This is a genomic window from Metabacillus indicus LMG 22858 (genome assembly GCF_000708755.2).
Lineage (GTDB): Bacteria > Bacillota > Bacilli > Bacillales > Bacillaceae > Bacillus_P > Bacillus_P indicus.
Window position 1 is genome coordinate 1,318,717 of sequence record NZ_JGVU02000002.1, and the last position, 18,545, is coordinate 1,337,261.

At 45.0% G+C, this 18,545-nt stretch carries 20 protein-coding genes; 3 read left to right on the plus strand and 17 right to left on the minus strand.

The features are described 5' to 3' along the window. The 7 genes from grpE to gpr form a co-directional block, all read right to left on the minus strand. Positions 1–597, minus strand: coding sequence for a nucleotide exchange factor GrpE (grpE, locus tag AZ46_RS10085; RefSeq protein ID WP_029279552.1), 597 nt, complete (start codon positions 595–597; stop codon positions 1–3). Between the two features lie 85 nt (positions 598–682). Next, positions 683–1,711 carry a heat-inducible transcriptional repressor HrcA gene (gene hrcA / locus AZ46_RS10090; protein ID WP_029279550.1) on the minus strand — a complete coding sequence of 343 codons (1,029 nt, stop codon included), beginning with the start codon at positions 1,709–1,711 and terminating at the stop codon, positions 683–685. Positions 1,712–1,854: 143 nt separating this feature from the next. After that, a complete protein-coding gene (gene hemW, locus AZ46_RS10095) occupies positions 1,855–3,012 on the minus strand; it encodes a radical SAM family heme chaperone HemW (RefSeq protein ID WP_029279548.1) in 1,158 nt (385 codons plus the stop codon). Between the two features lie 96 nt (positions 3,013–3,108). Continuing rightward, positions 3,109–4,932 (minus strand): translation elongation factor 4, encoded by a 1,824-nt coding sequence (gene lepA / locus AZ46_RS10100; RefSeq protein ID WP_035319309.1) that lies wholly within the window; start codon positions 4,930–4,932, stop codon positions 3,109–3,111. A gap of 870 nt (positions 4,933–5,802) precedes the next feature. Next, positions 5,803–6,144: a YqxA family protein gene (locus tag AZ46_RS10110; protein WP_029279542.1), complete on the minus strand. Its 342-nt coding sequence runs from the start codon at positions 6,142–6,144 to the stop codon at positions 5,803–5,805. A gap of 24 nt (positions 6,145–6,168) precedes the next feature. Beyond that, entirely contained in the window at positions 6,169–7,368 is a 1,200-nt protein-coding gene (gene spoIIP, locus AZ46_RS10115; RefSeq protein ID WP_029279540.1) for a stage II sporulation protein P, read from the minus strand. A 68-nt stretch (positions 7,369–7,436) separates the two neighbouring features. Then, the gene (gene gpr / locus AZ46_RS10120) at positions 7,437–8,555 is read right to left on the minus strand and encodes a GPR endopeptidase (protein ID WP_029279538.1); all 1,119 of its coding nucleotides are present in this window, start codon (positions 8,553–8,555) and stop codon (positions 7,437–7,439) included. Positions 8,556–8,759: 204 nt separating this feature from the next. Here gpr and rpsT point away from each other — a divergent pair, with 204 nt between their 5' ends. Beyond that, a complete protein-coding gene (gene rpsT / locus AZ46_RS10125; RefSeq protein ID WP_029279536.1) occupies positions 8,760–9,026 on the plus strand; it encodes a 30S ribosomal protein S20 in 267 nt (88 codons plus the stop codon). A gap of 35 nt (positions 9,027–9,061) precedes the next feature. On the opposite strand, the gene holA is transcribed toward rpsT, so the two are convergent. Continuing rightward, positions 9,062–10,090, minus strand: a complete 1,029-nt coding sequence (gene holA, locus AZ46_RS10130; RefSeq protein WP_029279534.1) for a DNA polymerase III subunit delta — start codon at positions 10,088–10,090, stop codon at positions 9,062–9,064. Positions 10,091–10,384: 294 nt separating this feature from the next. Here holA and AZ46_RS21515 point away from each other — a divergent pair, with 294 nt between their 5' ends. Further along, positions 10,385–10,519, plus strand: a complete 135-nt coding sequence (locus AZ46_RS21515; RefSeq protein WP_029279532.1) for a YqzM family protein — start codon at positions 10,385–10,387, stop codon at positions 10,517–10,519. A gap of 36 nt (positions 10,520–10,555) precedes the next feature. Here AZ46_RS21515 and AZ46_RS10140 read toward each other — a convergent pair whose 3' ends face one another. The 3 genes from AZ46_RS10140 to AZ46_RS10150 form a co-directional block, all read right to left on the minus strand. Continuing rightward, positions 10,556–12,904 carry a DNA internalization-related competence protein ComEC/Rec2 gene (locus AZ46_RS10140; RefSeq protein ID WP_051865395.1) on the minus strand — a complete coding sequence of 783 codons (2,349 nt, stop codon included), beginning with the start codon at positions 12,902–12,904 and terminating at the stop codon, positions 10,556–10,558. Positions 12,905–12,909: 5 nt separating this feature from the next. Beyond that, positions 12,910–13,458 (minus strand): ComE operon protein 2, encoded by a 549-nt coding sequence (locus AZ46_RS10145; RefSeq protein WP_029279529.1) that lies wholly within the window; start codon positions 13,456–13,458, stop codon positions 12,910–12,912. A 68-nt stretch (positions 13,459–13,526) separates the two neighbouring features. Further along, positions 13,527–14,156: a helix-hairpin-helix domain-containing protein gene (locus AZ46_RS10150; RefSeq protein ID WP_029279528.1), complete on the minus strand. Its 630-nt coding sequence runs from the start codon at positions 14,154–14,156 to the stop codon at positions 13,527–13,529. 85 nt (positions 14,157–14,241) lie between these two features. Between AZ46_RS10150 and comER the strand changes: the two genes are divergently transcribed. After that, a complete protein-coding gene (gene comER, locus AZ46_RS10155; protein ID WP_029279526.1) occupies positions 14,242–15,066 on the plus strand; it encodes a late competence protein ComER in 825 nt (274 codons plus the stop codon). Between the two features lie 83 nt (positions 15,067–15,149). Here the strand turns inward: comER and AZ46_RS10160 are convergent, their stop codons facing one another. The 6 genes from AZ46_RS10160 to aroE are packed head-to-tail and all read right to left on the minus strand — an operon-like array spanning position 15,150 to position 18,537. After that, positions 15,150–15,905 carry a class I SAM-dependent DNA methyltransferase gene (locus AZ46_RS10160; RefSeq protein ID WP_029279524.1) on the minus strand — a complete coding sequence of 252 codons (756 nt, stop codon included), beginning with the start codon at positions 15,903–15,905 and terminating at the stop codon, positions 15,150–15,152. Next, the gene (rsfS, locus tag AZ46_RS10165; protein ID WP_029279522.1) at positions 15,902–16,231 is read right to left on the minus strand and encodes a ribosome silencing factor; all 330 of its coding nucleotides are present in this window, start codon (positions 16,229–16,231) and stop codon (positions 15,902–15,904) included. The genes AZ46_RS10160 and rsfS overlap by 4 nt, the downstream gene beginning before the upstream one ends. Positions 16,232–16,254: 23 nt before the next feature. Beyond that, a complete protein-coding gene (gene yqeK, locus AZ46_RS10170) occupies positions 16,255–16,833 on the minus strand; it encodes a bis(5'-nucleosyl)-tetraphosphatase (symmetrical) YqeK (RefSeq protein WP_029279520.1) in 579 nt (192 codons plus the stop codon). Continuing rightward, positions 16,823–17,392, minus strand: coding sequence for a nicotinate-nucleotide adenylyltransferase (locus tag AZ46_RS10175; RefSeq protein WP_029279518.1), 570 nt, complete (start codon positions 17,390–17,392; stop codon positions 16,823–16,825). The genes yqeK and AZ46_RS10175 overlap by 11 nt, the downstream gene beginning before the upstream one ends. Positions 17,393–17,407: 15 nt before the next feature. Further along, positions 17,408–17,701 carry a ribosome assembly RNA-binding protein YhbY gene (yhbY, locus tag AZ46_RS10180; RefSeq protein WP_029279516.1) on the minus strand — a complete coding sequence of 98 codons (294 nt, stop codon included), beginning with the start codon at positions 17,699–17,701 and terminating at the stop codon, positions 17,408–17,410. Then, positions 17,695–18,537, minus strand: a complete 843-nt coding sequence (aroE, locus tag AZ46_RS10185) for a shikimate dehydrogenase (protein ID WP_029279514.1) — start codon at positions 18,535–18,537, stop codon at positions 17,695–17,697. The genes yhbY and aroE overlap by 7 nt, the downstream gene beginning before the upstream one ends. Positions 18,538–18,545 lie beyond the last annotated feature (8 nt).

Sequence of the window (18,545 nt, forward strand, 5' to 3'; positions counted from 1 at the left end):
TTATTGATTCACTTTCACCATTGCTGGTCTGATGATGCGGTCTTTTAGCTTATACCCTTTTTGGAACTCTTCAATAACCGTTCCCGCTTCAAAATTCTCATCTTCCACCTGCATGACAGCCTGGTGAAGATGCGGGTCAAACGGCTGGCCTTCTGCCTGAATGGCTTCAGCGCCTTCGTTTTGAAGTGCCTGGATCAGCTGGCGGTATACCATATCCATGCCTTGCAGCAGAGACTGTGTTTTTTCGTCATCTGTATCTATTTTTAACGCTCTTTCAAAGTTATCAAGAGCTGGCAGAATGTCGGTAATGAGATTTTGAGAACGATACTTTTGAGCAGATTCCATATCAAGGCGGGCACGTCTTCTGAAGTTATCTAAATCCGCCTGAAGACGGTACATGCGGTTTTCTGTATCGCTGAGCTTTGCTTCAAGCTCCTCAATTTTAGCTTTCGCATCAGATAACTCGCCTGAATCCTGCTCCTGAGCTTCCTCCTGGCCGGCCTGAGCTTCAGCTGCCTCTTCTTCCTGGCTGATCACTGTTTCTTCTTGCCCGGCTGCCCCATTTTCTTTTAAGCTTTCTTTTGCTTCGTTAGTCAATTTCTTTCACCTCCCTTAAAGGATAAACATCATGGAAAGGAGCGGAAAACGGTTTTTCCGCTCTCTTACAATATGGACAATTGTTTTACGAGTGATACAAATTTGTCAGCGCCTTGGACATGTCTTTTGTCACTCTCTGCAGCAGGCTGATAACCCGCGAATATTCCATTCTCGTCGGGCCAAGCACGGCAATGCGGCCGATCTGCCTGTTGTCAACGGAGTAGGTTGCGGTGATCAGGCTGCAGTTTTCCATTGCGATATTTTCATTCTCTTTGCCAATTTTAATTGTTATGCCTGAATCGTTGGCATTTAAAATATTGTATAGTTCCTGTTCCTGTTCAATCATCGTAAGCAGCGTTCTGACCCTTGAGATGTCATTGAATTCAGGCTGACTGAGCATGTTTGTCTTTCCGCCGAAATAGATCTTTTCATTGCTGTTCAGCGTAAACGTTCCAGTAAGCACCTTCATGACAGCGTCATAATTCTGGATATGATTTTTCAGGAGACTGACGATTTCTTTATAGATTTTGTCATGCAGCTCCACAATCGGCACATTAAAGAGCCTCTCATTTAAAATATTGACCATCTTCTCAATATCCTGGGGAGCTATGCTTTCGGGAAACGAAATCGTTCTGTTCTCTACATGTCCGGTATTTGTCACGATAATGGCAACAGCCGTATCGTCATTGATTGGAACGATCTGAATGCGCTTGAGCCGGTTTTCGTTCACCTTTGGACCGAGAATAATCGATGTATAGTTTGTCAGATCCGATAAGATCTGCGCAGATTTCTGAACGACTTTTTCAAGTTCAAATATACGTTCTGCAAACACAGATTTAATTGTGACAACATCCATATTCGATAGCTTCTGCGGTGCAAGAAGGTTGTCGACATAGTAGCGGTACCCCTTTTCAGAAGGAACTCTTCCAGAGGAACTATGTGTTTTCTCAATAAACCCCATATCTTCAAGATCGGCCATCTCATTGCGGATGGTAGCCGAACTGAACGTGATCGAATCCTTTTTGGACAAGGTCCTTGAGCCTACAGGCTGTGCAGACTGAATAAAATCATCCACAATGACCTGAAGGATTAAAAGCTGACGATCTGTTAGCATTATCATCACCTCTGTTAGCACTCTGTATGTGTGAGTGCTAAATCTATAATAAAAAGTATCAAATCACTCGTGAAATGTCAATTATTTAGACGAAATTCTCATGCCAGATCAGGCAAAAATACAAAGAGGAAGAAAAGAACTGATTACTGTCCGTCCTTTTCAGGAATAACCCCTAAAAACGCCTGGAACACTTCGTTTCCAAGAAGCTTGCCCTTGTGTGTGAGCGAGAGGAAGTCTCCGTTTTCTTCAATCAGTCCATTAGCAATCTGTTCCTTTATCTGCTGTCCAAAAACCTGCTCCATGCGCATGCCAAATTTTTCATAAAACCTGGCACGGCTCACTCCGGCGGATTTTCTCAGCCCAAGAAACATTTCTTCTTCCATTGCTTCCGCTTTAGACACGATGTGCTCACTCGTATACGGAAATCCTTCTTCTTCAACTAAAGACATGTATTTTTTCAGCGGTCCTGCATTGGCACGGCGTACTCCGCCTCCATAGCTATGGGCGCCTGCACCGATTCCGAAATACTCTTCATTGTTCCAGTACGTCAGATTATGCATGCTTTCATAACCGGGCTTTGCAAAATTGCTGATTTCATACTGTGCGAAACCGTGCTTGTCCATTTCCTCCATTAGCAGCTCATACATGGCTGCCTCTTCTTCCTGAGGAGGAAGAAGAAGTTTTCCTTTGGACATTAAATTATAGAAAACGGTTTTAGGCTCCACGATCAGCGAATAGGACGAATAGTGCTGAACATCAAGACTGAACGCTGTGTGAAGGGTTTCTTTAAAATCATCCATCGTCTGCCCGGGCAATCCATACATTAAGTCAATGCTGATATTGTCAAAGCCCGCTTTTTCTGCAAGGCCAATTGTTTTCATCACATCTTCAGACCTGTGGCTGCGGCCTATTTTTTCAAGCAGCCTGTCATTAAACGTCTGCACGCCAAAGCTCAGTCTGTTTACTCCAAGTTCTTTCATGATTTTCAGTTTTTCCAAGGAGACTTCACCGGGATTTGCTTCTGCAGCATATTCATGAAGACCTCCAACCGGAAATTCTTCAGCAATGGACGTAAGCAGCTTCTCCATCTGAAACTCATTCAGGGCTGTCGGTGTGCCGCCGCCTATAAAGATGGTTTTAAGTCGGTCTGCCGGTGTTTTTTTTACTGTGTTTTTCATTTCCTTGTGCATGCTGTCCAAATACTCATCTACAGGCTGATTTTTTAAAAAGACTTTATTAAAATCGCAGTAGTGACAGATTTGTTCGCAGAATGGAATATGAAAATATGCTGCCTGAACCATATTTCTCACCTTCTAATAAAGAAGCCGCAGTACACGACTGCGGCAGTAGTTTTTTCTTACAATATCACAGATTTCCGGGGACTCAAAATCATTTGATTAGTTGTCATCCATTTTGAGGACCGCCATGAAGGCTTCCTGCGGAACTTCAACAGAACCAACCGTTTTCATCCGCTTTTTACCTTCTTTTTGCTTCTCAAGAAGCTTACGCTTACGTGAGATATCCCCTCCGTAGCACTTGGCAAGAACGTTTTTGCGCATCGCTTTAATCGTCGAGCGCGCAACAACCTTCTGTCCAATTGCCGCCTGAATCGGAACTTCGAACTGCTGGCGGGGAATCAGTTCTTTCAGTTTTTCAACAATGATTTTCCCGCGGTCATAGGCCGAGTCTTTATGCACAATGAACGAAAGGGCATCAATTTTTTCGTTATTTAACAGAATATCCATTTTCACAAGCTTGGATGCTTTGTATCCAATCAGCTCGTAATCAAAAGAGGCATATCCTTTTGTATTGGATTTGAGCTGGTCGAAGAAGTCATAGACAATCTCTGAAAGCGGCAGCTCATAAATAATGCTGACACGGTTCTCATCAAGATACTGCATGTCAATGAAATTGCCGCGCTTAATCTGGCAAAGCTCCATAACCGCTCCAACGTAATCGTTCGGCACCATAACGGTTGCTTTTACATACGGTTCCTCGATCCGGTCAATCTTCTGCGGATCAGGCAGGTTTGACGGATTGTCAACACGGACATCCGATCCGTCTGTCAGGAAAACATTATAAATAACACTCGGTGCAGTTGTGATCAGGTCGATTTTAAATTCGCGTTCGATCCGCTCCTGGATAATCTCCATATGAAGGAGGCCAAGGAATCCGCAGCGGAAGCCGAAACCAAGTGCCTGTGACGTTTCCGGCTCAAATTGCAGGGCAGAATCATTCAGCTCAAGCTTTTCAAGCGCTTCGCGAAGGTCATTGTATTTTGCTGTATCAATCGGGTAAAGTCCGCAGTATACCATTGGATTCAGTTTCCGGTAGCCCGGAAGCGCCTCAACGGCACTGTTTTTTGCATCCGTAATGGTATCACCGACACGTGTGTCTCCCACGTTTTTAATGGCAGCCGTTAAAAAACCTACGTCTCCGACATTCAGTTCGTCCATGAGTACAGGTTTTGGCGTAAATACGCCGACTTCTGTCACTTCAAACTCTTTGCCTGTTGCCATCATTTTGATTTTCTGTCCGACTTTGACGGTTCCCTCTACAACACGGATGTAAGCAACTACACCGCGGTATGCATCATAAAGCGAGTCAAAGATCAGAGCTTTAAGAGGAGCTTCAGGGTCTCCTTGTGGAGCCGGAACCTTCTCAACAACCTGCTCCAGAATTTCTTCAATACCGATGCCAGCTTTAGCTGAAGCAAGAACAGCCTCTGAGGCGTCAAGTCCAATCACATCTTCAATCTCCTGACGCACACGCTCAGGGTCTGCGCTCGGAAGATCAATCTTGTTGATTATCGGCAAAATCTCAAGATCATTGTCAAGCGCCAAATAAACGTTTGCCAGCGTCTGAGCTTCAATACCCTGGGCTGCATCTACAACAAGAACCGCACCTTCGCACGCAGCAAGGCTTCGGGATACCTCGTATGTAAAGTCAACATGTCCCGGGGTATCGATCAAATGGAAGATGTACTCTTCCCCGTCTTTTGCTTTATATCGCAGCTGAACAGCATTAAGTTTGATCGTAATGCCGCGTTCCCGCTCAAGGTCCATTGAGTCAAGAAGCTGATTTTTCATTTCTCTCTGAGTCAAAGCAGACGTCTTCTCAAGAATCCGGTCGGCTAGCGTTGACTTCCCATGGTCAATATGAGCAATGATTGAGAAGTTGCGGATCTTGGACTGCCTCTTTAATTTATCGTCTTTATTCATCATAATCGTTCTATCACTCCTACTAAACTGGCCAATGCACTAACTTTGATTATAACAATAGGGGGGGGAACATTCAACACCGAAAAGCGGAGCCTTCCGGTTAGCTCCGACAGACAGATAAGAATTCACCCGAAAAGGCCGGTTTTTGCCTTTTTGGGGGAATTTGTTCTGGCCGAGGAGTTGGAAGGCGGAGCTGGACATACGAAAAGCGGAATCGCCCGGGCAGCTCCGGGAGTCAGATAAGGAGGCGGCAGAAAAGGCGCTTTTTGCCTTTACTGACGGATCCGTTCTGACAGAGGAGTTGGGCGATGGAGCTGGACATCACCGAAAAGCGGAGGGGCCCGTTTAGACCTGGCAGGCAGATAAGAAATCACTGAAAAAGGCAGGGTTTGCCTTTTTCGGGGATTTTGTTCTGACAGAAGGTCTGGGCACCGGAGCTGGACATCACCGAAAAGCGGAATCGCAACAATTTGTATCTGGATTATGCCCTACAACTTACTTCTTCTTCTCTGAAGGGCACATTCTTGCCTTGTCTTCTCCCATCAGTTCACTTCCTCTTCTCTGAAGGGCACATTCCTGCCTGGTTTTCGACCTTCAGCTTACTTCCTTTTCTCTGAAGGGCACATTCCTGCCTGGTTTTCGACCTTCAGCTTACTTCCTTTTCCCTGAAGGGCACATTCCTGCCTGGTTTTCGACCTTCAGCTTACTTCTTTTTCCCTGAAGGGCACATTCGTCCCCGGTTTTCGACCTTCAGCGATCATCAAGCATCTTAAGGGCTCAATACACTTTTCACTTCTGCCCTTCATAATCCCCAAAAAAAAAAAAAGGAAAGCAGCTGCCCGCTTCCCTCCATCTTATGCAGTATCCCCCTTATTGAAACAGGCTTTCAACCATGCCTGCCAAAAAGCTGATCAGGCCTGTAATGACAGCACTCGCAAACGAGGCAAATGTCTTTCCCAGCTGGGAAAAGAAGTTGAATGCTTCCATGTCTTCGAGCTTTTGCTGTTTTTCTTCAAGGTTGTGTGTGTTTCCGAGGACAGAAGCTTCGAGTTCGCCTGATGCATCATTTTTCACCTCAAAAGCGCTGCTTAACTTCGGGTCTTCATAGCCTTTCATTTTGACGAGGCCGTGGTTTGCCTGCTGCATGCCGAACAGGACTCCAAATAAAAGAACCGAGCATAGGACAAAGCACTTCAGCATGAATTTTATCATCGTACGTCCCTCTAATCTGATTGCTTATTTTTTCTCAGCGGCAGGCGCTCCATTTACTTTTTCAGCCTGCCAGTAATAATCTGCAAAAATGTCGGCCACTGCATCCGCTGTTCTGTTCAGTTCTTCAAGGTTATTATCGATTCCGCCAAATTCGATGAGTATAGCGTTTTGCGTTAGATCCTGGTTGTACAGGCTGTTTGACCCCGGCGAGTCTTTCATGAAGACACCACGGCTGAGGCCCGGGTATTTGCTCTCAATCAGCTTGTGCAATTCAGAAGCAAGATGTTTGTTTTTATCGCGGAGAGGATTCTTCCCTCCAATGACAAATGCCACTTTAGCGTATTTCTTGCCGCCTATAGTTGCGGTTGTTACATTATAGCGCTGTGAATCCCGGTGAATATCAATCACATACTGAATTTCTTTATTGGAAGCCATCGCGGTTTCAACTGTAGGCCTGGACATTGTGTAGGCTTTTCCGAAGGACCATCCCTTTTCATTCAGCTTTTTCATAAAATTCGTTTTATCAACATTTGTCCCAATTCCCTTGTCTTGAAGTGCTTTCCCAAGCCTGTCGCCTACAAGGGTTACATTAGCTTCTGAGTGATAGGCGCTGTTTGGGTCCTTCACATTTTTCAGCATAGGCAGATAGGATTCTGTTGTATGGGTGTGATAAATATAGACAACTTTCCGGTCACCAGTCGTTTCGACCGGCGGGGTTTTCGCCTGGTCAGGCTCCTCACCCGCTCCCTCCAGGTCAGCGATTGAAGCCTCTCTCTCCTCAAGCAGAACCTCTGTTGGAGGAGGAGATTCAATCGGCATGGTTGTATAGTCGGTTCCTTCGCCGGCAACTAAAATTTCACTGTCAAAGAGAGTAAAACCCGGAAGCTCTCTACCAAGAAGACTGCGAGGGTCGTCGGGATTAATGCTTGTTGCCGCTTTAAAAAACAGGGATGACACGCTCGGAAGCTTCGTTTCTTTAGGAAGATCCTTTATGAAATAACGGTTTTCAAAACCAAGCAGGTGAATGAATGCCTGTCCGTTAATATTGCTTGTCAGTTCGTTTATTGATTTTGAAGTAATCCTGTATTCAGGCTTGAGCGAGGTCAGTGCGCCTGAGAGCAAAAACACGAGCATAAACAAAGTAAAGCCTAGTGCGAATCCTTTTTTCAAGCTTGTCCCGTTTAGAGTGACAACAATACCGCGAGTTTGACGAAAGTGCTTCATCTTTCTTTTTCCTCCTTAAAGCCTGCCTGCTAAACTATATGCAGCAGAAGGAGAAAATAGACTGTTTTTCAATGGGTATATGATCTTGCGTTTCCTTTGTCCACTTGCTGGTGAAGTGCTTCGTTCAGGCCGTTGGCAACGACGGTCGCCATGTCTTCAATAAAGGTATCCACTTCTTTCGGTGTTACCATCAGATTATGCCCGAGCGGAGAGAGCACCTCATGAATGAGTCTTCTTTTTTCTTCATCTTCAAGCGTGCCGATCACTCCGAGAAACTGCTGTCTGTGTTCATCCGACGGCATATCTTCATCAGTAAGAACTTTCTTTTTGCCAAATGTCATTCCTGCAGGTGTTAATGCTTTTGAAGGTTTGTCCCCTTCTCTCATCTCTCTGCCGAAATGCTTTAAAATAAAATCGATGGTATCGCTTGTAATGGATACGGCATCCACTACCGTTGGAATGCCGAGTGCAATAACCGGTATGCCAAGCGTATCCATGCTGAGTTCCTTGCGTTTGTTTCCTACACCTGAACCCGGATGGATGCCCGTGTCTGATATTTGTATGGTCGTGTTCACACGTTCAATCGAGCGCGCCGCAAGAGCATCGATGGCAATGACAAAATCAGGCTTGCTTTTATCAATGATGCCTGTAATGATGTCACTAGTTTCAATGCCTGTAATCCCCATAACTCCGGGGGATATGGCGCTGACCGGCCTGAACCCTTCCTGAACATTTTCAGGCTGCAGTTTAAACAGATGCCGGGTCACCAGGAGATTTTCCACAACCTGCGGTCCAAGCGAATCAGGCGTCACATTCCAGTTTCCAAGACCGACAACAAGACAGCTTGCGTCTTTCGATATGTTCAGCCCCTCCATAAACTGGCTGAACTCTTTTGCAAAGACATCAACAACCTGATCCTGGAGGGCTGTGTCTTTCTGGCGTATGCCCTGAACTTCAAGCGTCAGATAATTGCCTGGTTTTTTGCCGGTCAGCTCTGCTCCCTGTTCTGTTATTTGAAGAGATGTTATTTTGATGCCGTTCTCATCCCTCTCTTTAACTATGACACCTTCTATTTCGGGAGATTTCGCCTTCTGTTCGGGAGTTCTGGACTCATCTGCCATCCCCTTCGCTTCAATGGCTAAATCTGTCCGGACTGAATACTTGCTTAGATCCAATGATTCTTTCACGTGTTTTCCTCCTGGCAAATTAGATTTATTCCTTATTTTTACCGGTTTTGGACCGTTTCATTCCAGGCGGAAAACAGCTGCGAGATTTTCCTTTACAATTATATTGCATTCTATATGCCCGTTTGATAAAATATCACTTGTTCTTATTGTTGATGAAAATATCGAGTATAATAGATCTCGAATGCTTTTTAGGAGGTGAAACGAATGCCAAACATCAAATCTGCGATCAAACGCACAAAAACGAACGCTGAGCGCAATGCACACAACGCTACAATCAAATCTGCTATGCGTACTGCTATCAAAAGAGTAGAAGCTCTTATTGTTAACAACGATGCTGACAATGCTAAAGCTGCACTATCTGTAGCTGCTAAAAGAATTGACAAAGCTGCTCAAAGTGGACTTATCCACAAAAACGCTGCTGCTCGTTACAAATCTCGTTTAACGAAATCTGTAAACGGTCTTTCAGCATAATGCAAAAAAATCCTCTTCACGGGAAGAGGATTTTTTTATGCATTTTTTCTGTTAAATAGCTTCAGAAGAAACAGTTCAATGGTCAGTTTCTTATCCATCTTTCCCGTTTTCATGACATAATCAGCTTCTGCCAGCTCATTTATGATGGCTGTAAGCTCGCTGCTTTGAAACAGCTGCGCCTGCCCCAGAGCAAGCTTGACTCTGAAAGGATGCACTTTGAGGTTTCCTGCTATCTGCTGCTGTCCGTACCCAAGTGCAGCAAGCTCTTTCGCCTGCAGCAGGAGCCTGAACTGATTGATCAGAAGGGACAGAATTTTAATCGGTTCTTCATTTGCTTTCAGCAGGTCATAAAAGATCTGCATCGCGTTTGCCCGGTCTTTGCGGACGACCTTTTCAATTAGTTCAAAAATATTCTGCTCAAGTGTTCTTGCCACTAAAGACGATACTGTGTCCGCTGTAATGGTTCCGCCTTCACCTGTATATGTACTCAGTTTTGAAAGCTCCTGCGAGATGGCCATAAGATTTCCGGCAGTCAGCATATAGAGCATGTCCCGGGCCTCGTTTTGCAGAGTGATGCCATGCGTTTCCGCCAGTTCATTCATCCATTTTTTCGTATCGCCTTCTGAAAATCCGTTCATTTCCACCGTTTCAGCAGTTTTTTTCAGGGCTTTTGTGATTTTTTTCCGTTCATCAAGCTTTTCATACGGAGCTGCAATCACAAGAACGGTATAAGGTGCAGGGGAGTTTACGTACTCCTCAAGTTTTTCAATGCGGTGCTCAAGCTTTTCCTTCTTTTTCTCACTAGTTAAAAACGCCGGGTTTTTTAAAATAACCACTCTCCGCTCACCGAGAAACGGAAGCGTTTCAGCATCTTCTATTGCAGCTTCAAGCAGCGTTTCCGACAAATCGTACTGCGCAAGATTAAAATCCATTTCGGACGGTTCCAGTGCAGCATCTATGATCAGCTGAAGGGTTTCCTGAAGAAGATAAGATTCCTTGCCCAGCAGAAGATATACAGGCTTAAGCTTTTTATTTTTCAGGTCTTTCCAGACATTTACTACCATGTAATCACCCAGTTTCCATCATGCTTCTCTCATCGTATAGGTCCTTTGCTTTTTTTTCAAGAGAAAAAGCCAAATGGAACAGGGAACCTGATGACAAGTCCCCTGATTTATATAAACGCCGCCGCATATGACCCGGGTTCCACATACTGGCTGGCGATCGATCTGATTTCTTATAGTGTCCTCTTGCCCCCATCTTTCTATAGGTGTAAAGTGTTGACAAATGGCCGATTGGAAAATGATAGATTTTTTGGCGGATTTGACTTATACTATAAGGCATAATAGGAGGGGTAAATTGTGAATGAATTTGAAAAGAATGTTCAAAGTAAACGCAACGACGCTGTAGACTCTGGAGTGGGATTTGTTGTATCATTTGGTTTTTTCGCCACGATCTTCATCATGGCAACTGTTATTAAGTTAATCGGTTCATGACAACCCTTACATAGAGGCTGCCGGGCAGTCTCTTTTTCATTTTTCCTTTCCTGATACGCTATCGTATGGAGGGTGGATAGAAAATGTTCCATTGTCCCCCTTAAATTTATAAGCAATTGACCCATCCCGGTCCGTGCGGTATGTTTTGGTCCCATTTTGCTCAAGGAGTTTCAGCACATCCGGATGGGGATGATTGTATCTGTTCTTCCTTCCGGCCGAAATCAGGGCGATCTTGGGCTGCAGCTGCTGAAGAAAAGGAACAGAAGTGGAGCCTTTACTTCCGTGATGGCCAATTTTCAGCACATCCGCCCGTAATCCCCTGTAGGCTTCAAGGATCCGCTTCTCCCCGTCATGTTCAAGATCACCGGTAAAAATCCACTTCAGACCACCTATTTCCGCGTACAGAACAAGCGAATCATCGTTTTCACTGTCTGTAATCTCTGCAGGTGATAATACTTTCCACTTGAAGTATTTGTCATCCATAACATCTCCGCTTCCAAGAGCGGTTATTTTTATCCCTTTTGCCAAAGCTTCCTCCACAATTTCTTTTTCAAAGTCCCCTCTTATAAATCCTTTTGGAACGACGATTTCCTTTACCTCTACTTCCCGCAGCAGTTTCAGCGCTTCCCCTGCATGGTCCGCATCCCCATGAGTCAAAATCAGCTTATCAAGCGTCTTTTTACCTTTAGATTTTAAAAACGGCACCAGCGTATCCTCGGCTATGGAGTAGGACGACCGTTTTTCCTGCCAGGCTTCCCTGCTGAACGAGAGAATGCCTCCGGTATCAATCAGATAGGTTCCCTGATTATAAGGCGCAGACACGTATATGGAATCACCCTGACCGACATCCAGAATGACAACCTCTCCTTCTGCCTGGAAGTGTGCAGATTGATGCTGAAGGAAGAGAAGCAGAAAAACGGCTGCCGCCGCCCCTTTCAGCCTGCTGAAAAGGAAGTGCTTTTCAAATGCCACAGCTGCAAAGCAAAACAGGACCGTGTAAAGAGAAAGCACCAGCCATGATGGCTTCCCGAATACAAGCATAAAAGAATATCTGCTGCCTGCAAGCAGCGCAGCATCATTGCTGATGGCAATGACGGCATCAGTCACTCCAATCAGCACGGTTCCTGCAGAAGGAACAGCTGCCTTTAAAAGAAAAGAGCCCAGGCAAAGAGGAAGAACGACCGCTGAATAAAATGGCACAAACAGCAGATTCACAAGCACACTTACTGCTGACACCTGATAAAAGCTTTGCAGGATGATTGGAAGTGAGGAAGCCTGCGCAATCACTGATACAGCTGTGAGCTGATGCAGACGGCTTGAAAATGAGGAAATGATTTTAACGGATAAAAGAAGGGCAAGACTGACTGCGAAGGACAGCTGAAAACCGATGTTAAATAAATAATAGGGATCTGCGGCAAGCATCACAATACATGCAATGGAAATCGCATCTGCAGCTGTGAGCTTTATTCTCAGCTGTTTAACGGCGAGATAGATCATGCTCATGCCGGCAGCTCTCAGGACAGACGGAGCCCCGCCTGCAAGCAGGCTGTATACGGGAAGCAGCAAAAGAAGAATACGGGCAGCCCATTCATGGGTCACACCTGAGCGTATGAGAATGAAGTAAATGCAGGAAACAAGAATGCTGACATGCAGTCCTGAAATCGCCAGCAAATGGATGATGCCCAAATCGCGGTATGCTTTGTTGATCTCATCTGGAATATACTCCCTGTATCCAAAAAGCAGAGCCGCAGCAATGCCTCTTGACTGGGGAGAAAATTCCTCGGCAGCAAACTGAATTCCCTTTGCTCTGTACTCAGCCAGCTTTTCGAAAAAAGAGGAAGCCCCGCCGCTGCAGTCTTTGATCGAATCAGGGGTCATAACCCAGTGAATTCTGCTGTTTCTTAAGTAATCATGGTAGTCAAACGCATTAGGGACAGTCGCTTTTAATGGATGCGACAGATGGCCATTAAATGTGCAGGAGGTGCCTGCTTCAAGCTGTTTGGCCAGGTTCATAAGTTCCCCTTCAGACTGAACGTAATAAACGGCAGACAGCTTCTCCCCATGCGCTTTAATGACACCTTTCATCTGATTTCCGTCAAACTCAGGCGGTTCTAAAAAGGCTGCTCGGAGAACTGTTCTGCCTTCTGTAAATTGTGAAACATTTCGATTGTCCGTTTGGGTGTAGTGAACGGCAAAAAAGATAAACATGAGAAGTGTAAGAACGAAGAGGGTCTTCATTTTACGAAGGAGAAGAAAGGAAAAGAAGAAAAACACCAATATGAGCATAAGGGGATGATCAGGAGATTTTGCAGCAGCAACACCTAAACCGGATGCTGCCGCAAAATAGATAAGCCTTCCCTGATAGCTTATTTTAGAGATCTGCAAGATATTCACCTTTTAAAAAGCTTGTCTGCTTTTTTTATGAGCATGTCGCGCGTATCCGAATCTTCAGCACTTACTTGCCTGAGAAGTTCTTCTACGAACTCTCTTTGCTCCGCTTCAAGTGAATCCGTCTCGCCTTCCACTTGCTCTACTGCAACTCCCGCCTGTTCAAATAATTCGATCGCATAAGGGTGATTCCTATAGCTTTTTGCATAATAAACTTTCTTTATGCCGCTTTGAATGAGAGCTTTGCAGCACTGCAGGCAGGGAAAGTGGGTCACATATATTTCCGCTCCCGCCGCCGGAACCCCGAATTTTGCACATTGAAGCAGCGCATTCATTTCCGCGTGGATGGTTCTTACACAATGGTTGTCGATGACGTAGCAGCCTTCATCTATGCAGTGCACTCCTCCGGCAATGGAGCCGTTGTATCCGCCTGCTATAATCCTCTTGTCTCTTACAATGGTCGCTCCTACTGCAAGCCGCGTGCACGTGCTTCTTAATGCGAGCAAGTGGCTCTGGGCCATAAAATACTGATTCCAGGAAATTCTGTTCATATTATCCCCCATTTGTAAAAGTGCATGATCTTCTTCTAGTGTACTGATAGTTCTAAAACGCAGTCAATTCATTTTACTGAAATACTGTCTTTCACTTTTTCAAACGACTTTTCACCGATCCCTGAAACATTCATGAGATCTTCAACGGTTTTAAAACCCCCTGTTTCCTCCCGGTAGGCAATAATGGCCTCTGCTTTTGCCGGTCCGATTCCTGTAAGGGTCTGCAGTTCCTCAGATGACGCCTTATTCAGATTCACCGTTTTCTCTCCTCCCCCGCCAGAAGGATGTGCCCCTCCCGGCTGCTGAGTGAATTCATTCGGGATTTCACCAATCTTCGGAACCTGAACCACCATACCGTCTTCAAGCAGTGCTGCAAGGTTAATCTGTGCTGCATCCGCCTGTTCAGTAAGTCCCCCGGCGGCATCGATGACATGATGGTATCTTTCTCCTGGCTTCATTTCATAAACGCCGGGCGCTTTCACTTCACCCTTCACGTCCACAATGAGCTCTTCCGGCTGACTTTCCGCACTTTGATCGGGCGTAGTTTCTGGAGACTCAGGTTCCATTAATACAGCCTCTCCATCAAGCAATAATGCCTTCTCGCCCCCTGAATCTTGCTCCTGGGATTGATAAACAAACAGAAATGCAGCTGCAGCGGCAATCAGAACAGCGATTTTATATTTTTTAAGTAATTTCATTTTCAGCTCCTTAGTTGTATTCATAAAAGGGAAACAGATTTCATAAAGTGTAGGAGTAAGTATGATAAAAGGAGGGGATGACACATTGAACGCAGGTTTTATTGGAACAGGCAATATGGGGAAGATTCTGATTGAAGCGTTTATTGAATCTCATGCACTTAAGCCCTCAGACATTCATATTACAAACCGGACCTTTGAAAAAGCGGCAAACCTGAGAAAAGAGCATCCTAAACTGAACCTGTATTTAACGCCCGAAGAAATTGCTCGGCAAGCTGAGCTTATTTTTATATGCGTCAAGCCGCTTGATATTCACCCCCTGCTGCTGAAATTGTCACCCTATCTCCGGCATGATCAATGCATTATTTCCATTACTAGCCCAATCAGTGTCGAGCAGCTGCAGTCGGTTGTCAGCTGTCAGGTTGCCCGTGTGATACCGAGTATTACAAACCGGGCATTGTCAGGCGTTTCACTGCTGACATTCGGAAGATGCAGCGGGGATATGCGAAAGAAAATTGAAGAGCTCTTCCAGACCATCTCTCACCCCTTTACAATTGAAGATCAAATTACACGTGTCTCCTCGGATATTGTAAGCTGCGGGCCGGCATTCTTCAGTTATCTGCTTCAGAGGTTCATTGATGCAGCTGTCAGGGAAACAGACATCACAAAAAATCAGGCGGTCCAGCTTACCAGTGAAATGGTCGTCGGTCTCGGGAAGTTGCTTGAAAGCGAGAGGTATACACTGCCAACCCTTCAGGAGAAGGTGTGTGTAAAAGGCGGTGTTACGGGAGAGGGAATCAGTGTGATGGAATCTGAACTGGGCGATGTCTTTGAACACCTGTTTCAGAGGACCCATAAAAAATTTGATCAGGATCTGAGAGAAGTGGGAGAACAGTTCGGGAGATATGAGTGACTATACTAATCATTCTTCAAGCAGCCTTCTATTCCTTCTCCATACGAAAAAAAACCATCAAAAAAAATGATGGTTTTTTAGTGTTAACCCAGTAATCCGTTCTTTCGTGCTGTAAAAAAGATTCTCTCGGATTCTTCGTCAGGCTGATCCTCCGAAAAATCCGCACTTATCTCAAGCAGTTCCAGCCCTGCAGCCGCAATCATATCTTTATAGCAGTCAATGGAGTAGGTTCTTTGCATATGGAATTCATCGAAACGCTCATAAAAAGAATCACGCTTCACAAAAAAGGATAAATCGTGCTCGATGCTGCCGGGCTCATCGCCCAGGAAGCTGTTCCAAATAAAGCTTACGTCCTCATCATTTCCTGCAAAAGTTGCGCCATTAAAGATTTCATGAATTTTATATAATGAGTGCACATCAAAAATAAGCAGACCGCCTTCAGCCAGCTGGTCAAAGGATGCTTTGAAGGTACTTTGGACATCTTCTTTTGACTGCAGATAATTCAGGGAATCACAGCAAATAAAAACACCGTCAAATGATTGATTAAGATCGCTTTTTTCCCGCATATCATGCTGAAGATACTGGATGCTGAGACCAAGTTCGGCTGTCTTCTGATAAGCGACTGAAAGCATTTCTTCACTGATGTCCATGCCGGTAACAGCGTATCCCTTTTGCTTCAGCCTGATGGATATTTCCCCTGTACCGCAGCCTAAATCAAGGATGCGGCTGCCTCCGTTTCCAAATCTCTTCATTCTTTCATGAAGAAAATCCGTCCACTGTCCATACGGGACGTCTTTCATCAGCTCATCGTAAATTTCTGCGAACCCTTTATAAATCATGGAGTGAGAACATTCTCCAGATTCTCATGCGGAGCATCTCCCCATAGCTTTTCAAGCTTATAGTAACCCCGCTCTTCTTTATGGAAAACATGAGCGACAACATCTCCCATATCAATCAGGACCCAGCGTGCTTCATCGAAGCCTTCCAGACGTTTCACGTTAATCCCTTTTTCGCCTGCCTGATCTTTCATCTCTCTTGCGATTGCCTGAACCTGTTTGTCTGAATTCCCGTGACAAATCAGAAAGTAATCCGCAATTAATGAGATTCCTTCCATTTTAAGGGCAACAATATCTTCCCCTCTTTTGTCATCTGCTGCTTTTGCCATGATTTCCAATGTTTCTTTACCAGTCAATAGCTTGTTCCTCCTTTTTCTTCAAACACCAAATAATTATATGATTGCAGAGTCTGCGGATAAATGGGCTGATTTTTTTTCAGCAAAAACAGGATCGTATTTTTCATCGATGCCATCAGCGCCTGATTCAAATCGGTTTCAGCGATTTTGCGCACTTCCTCGGCACCGGGAAAAATTCTTCCGGGCTCGATGTAATCTGCCACATAAATGATTTTATCAAGCAGGGTCATGTTTTCTCTGCCTGAGGTATGGTAACGGATTGCATCAAGGATTTCTGCGTCCTCTATCCCCGCTTCCTTTTTCACAAGGTACGCCCCGACAGGAGCATGCCACAGCTCAGGACTGTGAATCAGCAGATCAGGGGCCATCTTCTGCTCCGTGATGATCTGCTTCATTTCTTCCTTGCTGCGGAACTTTGCATAATCGTGAAAAATAGCAGCTGTTTCTGCTTTTTTGAGGTCTCCCCCGTATCTGTCAGCGAGCTCGATCGCCGTTTCCATCACGCCGATTGTATGAACGTATCTGTGTTCTGTCAATTGTTCTTTTACAATAGCAAGTGCCTGATCACGATTCATATAAATGATTCTCCTCTATATATCCTATCACTTCTTGAGGCAGCAGAAAATCCGCTGACTGCTGCTGCCTGAACCGTTCCCTGATCATTGTGGAAGAAATCTCAATAATCGGAGCAGTGACTTCACAGACAGGATAGTCTGTCTCTGTTTGATAACCTTCCCGTTTCACCCCGACAAATTGAACAAGTTCAGTAAGCATGTCTATATTATGCCACTTCGGCAAATATTCGATCATATCCGCGCCAATGATAAAATAAAACGAGCAGTCAGGGTATTGTTCCTTCAAAAGAACGACCGTGTCATACGTATAAGAAGGCCCGACCCGCTCAAACTCAATACTCTGAACCTTAAATTCCGGCTTCTTTTCTGTACACAGCCTGAGCATATGCATGCGGTGAAGGCTGTCTGAAATTTCTTCTGAGTCTTTATGGGGAGGGTTCTGGTTCGGCATGAACCAGATTTCGTGAAGGTGAAGAGCACTTAGAACTTCATTTGCCATAATTAAATGTCCAAAATGAGGAGGATCGAATGTCCCTCCAAATATCCCAATCTTCTTCATCCTTCAGCCTCCTTGTTATCTGGGCAGCTTCAGCTGCTTGTTCTCTCTGGACTCTTTGTAAAGAACAATCGTATTGCCGATTACCTGCACAAGTTCAGCTCTTGCGCCTTTTGAAAGGGCTGCTGCAACTGTATCTCTGTCTTCTTCGCAGTTTTGCAGCACACTTACTTTTATTAATTCTCTCGCTTCAAGCACATCTGCGATTTGCTGAATCATATTGTCATTGACCCCGCCTTTTCCTACTTGAAAAATCGGGTTCAAATGGTGAGCTTCTGAACGCAAAAAGCGTTTTTGTTTTCCTGTTAACATGAATTTCCTCCTAATTGTGCAAATACGAGCTTACTCATTCTTGCAGTATCCGGTTTTTCACCGGTCCATATTTCAAATGAAAGGGCCGCTTGATAAACAAACATGCCAACCCCGTTCAGGATTCTAGCACCTGCTTTTTCCGCTTCTGTCAGAAAAGCGGTTTTTACCGGATTGTACACGATGTCGCTTACAATCGTCCCTCTTCGGATATTGCTTGCCGCAAAGGGCTTTTCTGTTTCATTTGGATGCATGCCGATGGCCGTTGTCTGGATGATGACATCATAATCAGATAAAAGAGATTCCGCCTCACTTAATGAAAAGACGTTTCCATCGACCTTATGCGGACACTCCTCCATAAGCATGCGAGCTTTTTCAGGCGTCCGGTTGGCAAGATCAATGGCTGATGCGCCCTCTGATGCGAGTGTGTAAAAAATGGCCCTGGCAGCCCCTCCAGCACCGATAATCAAATACCTCTGCTCATGCAGTGGCTTTTCCATCAGCTGCTTCAGTGATGCCAAATATCCCTGTCCATCTGTATTATACCCGATCAATCTGCCCTCTTTATTCAAAACGGTATTAACAGCGCCAAGCAGCTCTGCGCTTTGATCAAGTTCATCCAAAAAAGGGATAATGGAAATTTTATGAGGAATGGTCACGTTGAATCCGGCAATGCCAAGCGCTCTTGCACCTTCAACCGCAGCTTTGAGGTGTTCTTTTTCCACATGAAAAGCATGATAGGCCGCACTTATTTTCTTATGCTGAAGCTGATCATTGTGAATAAGCGGCGACATCGAGTGTCCGACCGGACATCCTATAAGACCGTATACTTTGTTCAAAAGAATCT

Coding starts and splice junctions, on each gene's coding strand:
- rsfS (WP_029279522.1), bottom strand. CDS start 16,231: ATGGCAAAAGCAGCAGATGACAAAAGAGGGGAAGATATTGTTGCCCTT.
- lepA (WP_035319309.1), bottom strand. CDS start 4,932: ATGAATAAAGACGATAAATTAAAGAGGCAGTCCAAGATCCGCAACTTC.
- AZ46_RS10150 (WP_029279528.1), bottom strand. CDS start 14,156: ATGAAATTACTTAAAAAATATAAAATCGCTGTTCTGATTGCCGCTGCA.
- AZ46_RS10110 (WP_029279542.1), bottom strand. CDS start 6,144: ATGATAAAATTCATGCTGAAGTGCTTTGTCCTATGCTCGGTTCTTTTA.
- AZ46_RS10175 (WP_029279518.1), bottom strand. CDS start 17,392: ATGAAGAAGATTGGGATATTTGGAGGGACATTCGATCCTCCTCATTTT.
- yqeK (WP_029279520.1), bottom strand. CDS start 16,833: ATGAATCGTGATCAGGCACTTGCTATTGTAAAAGAACAATTGACAGAA.
- yhbY (WP_029279516.1), bottom strand. CDS start 17,701: ATGTTAACAGGAAAACAAAAACGCTTTTTGCGTTCAGAAGCTCACCAT.
- AZ46_RS10145 (WP_029279529.1), bottom strand. CDS start 13,458: ATGAACAGAATTTCCTGGAATCAGTATTTTATGGCCCAGAGCCACTTG.
- AZ46_RS10160 (WP_029279524.1), bottom strand. CDS start 15,905: ATGATTTATAAAGGGTTCGCAGAAATTTACGATGAGCTGATGAAAGAC.
- rpsT (WP_029279536.1), top strand. CDS start 8,760: ATGCCAAACATCAAATCTGCGATCAAACGCACAAAAACGAACGCTGAG.
- hemW (WP_029279548.1), bottom strand. CDS start 3,012: ATGGTTCAGGCAGCATATTTTCATATTCCATTCTGCGAACAAATCTGT.
- holA (WP_029279534.1), bottom strand. CDS start 10,090: ATGGTAGTAAATGTCTGGAAAGACCTGAAAAATAAAAAGCTTAAGCCT.
- hrcA (WP_029279550.1), bottom strand. CDS start 1,711: ATGCTAACAGATCGTCAGCTTTTAATCCTTCAGGTCATTGTGGATGAT.
- spoIIP (WP_029279540.1), bottom strand. CDS start 7,368: ATGAAGCACTTTCGTCAAACTCGCGGTATTGTTGTCACTCTAAACGGG.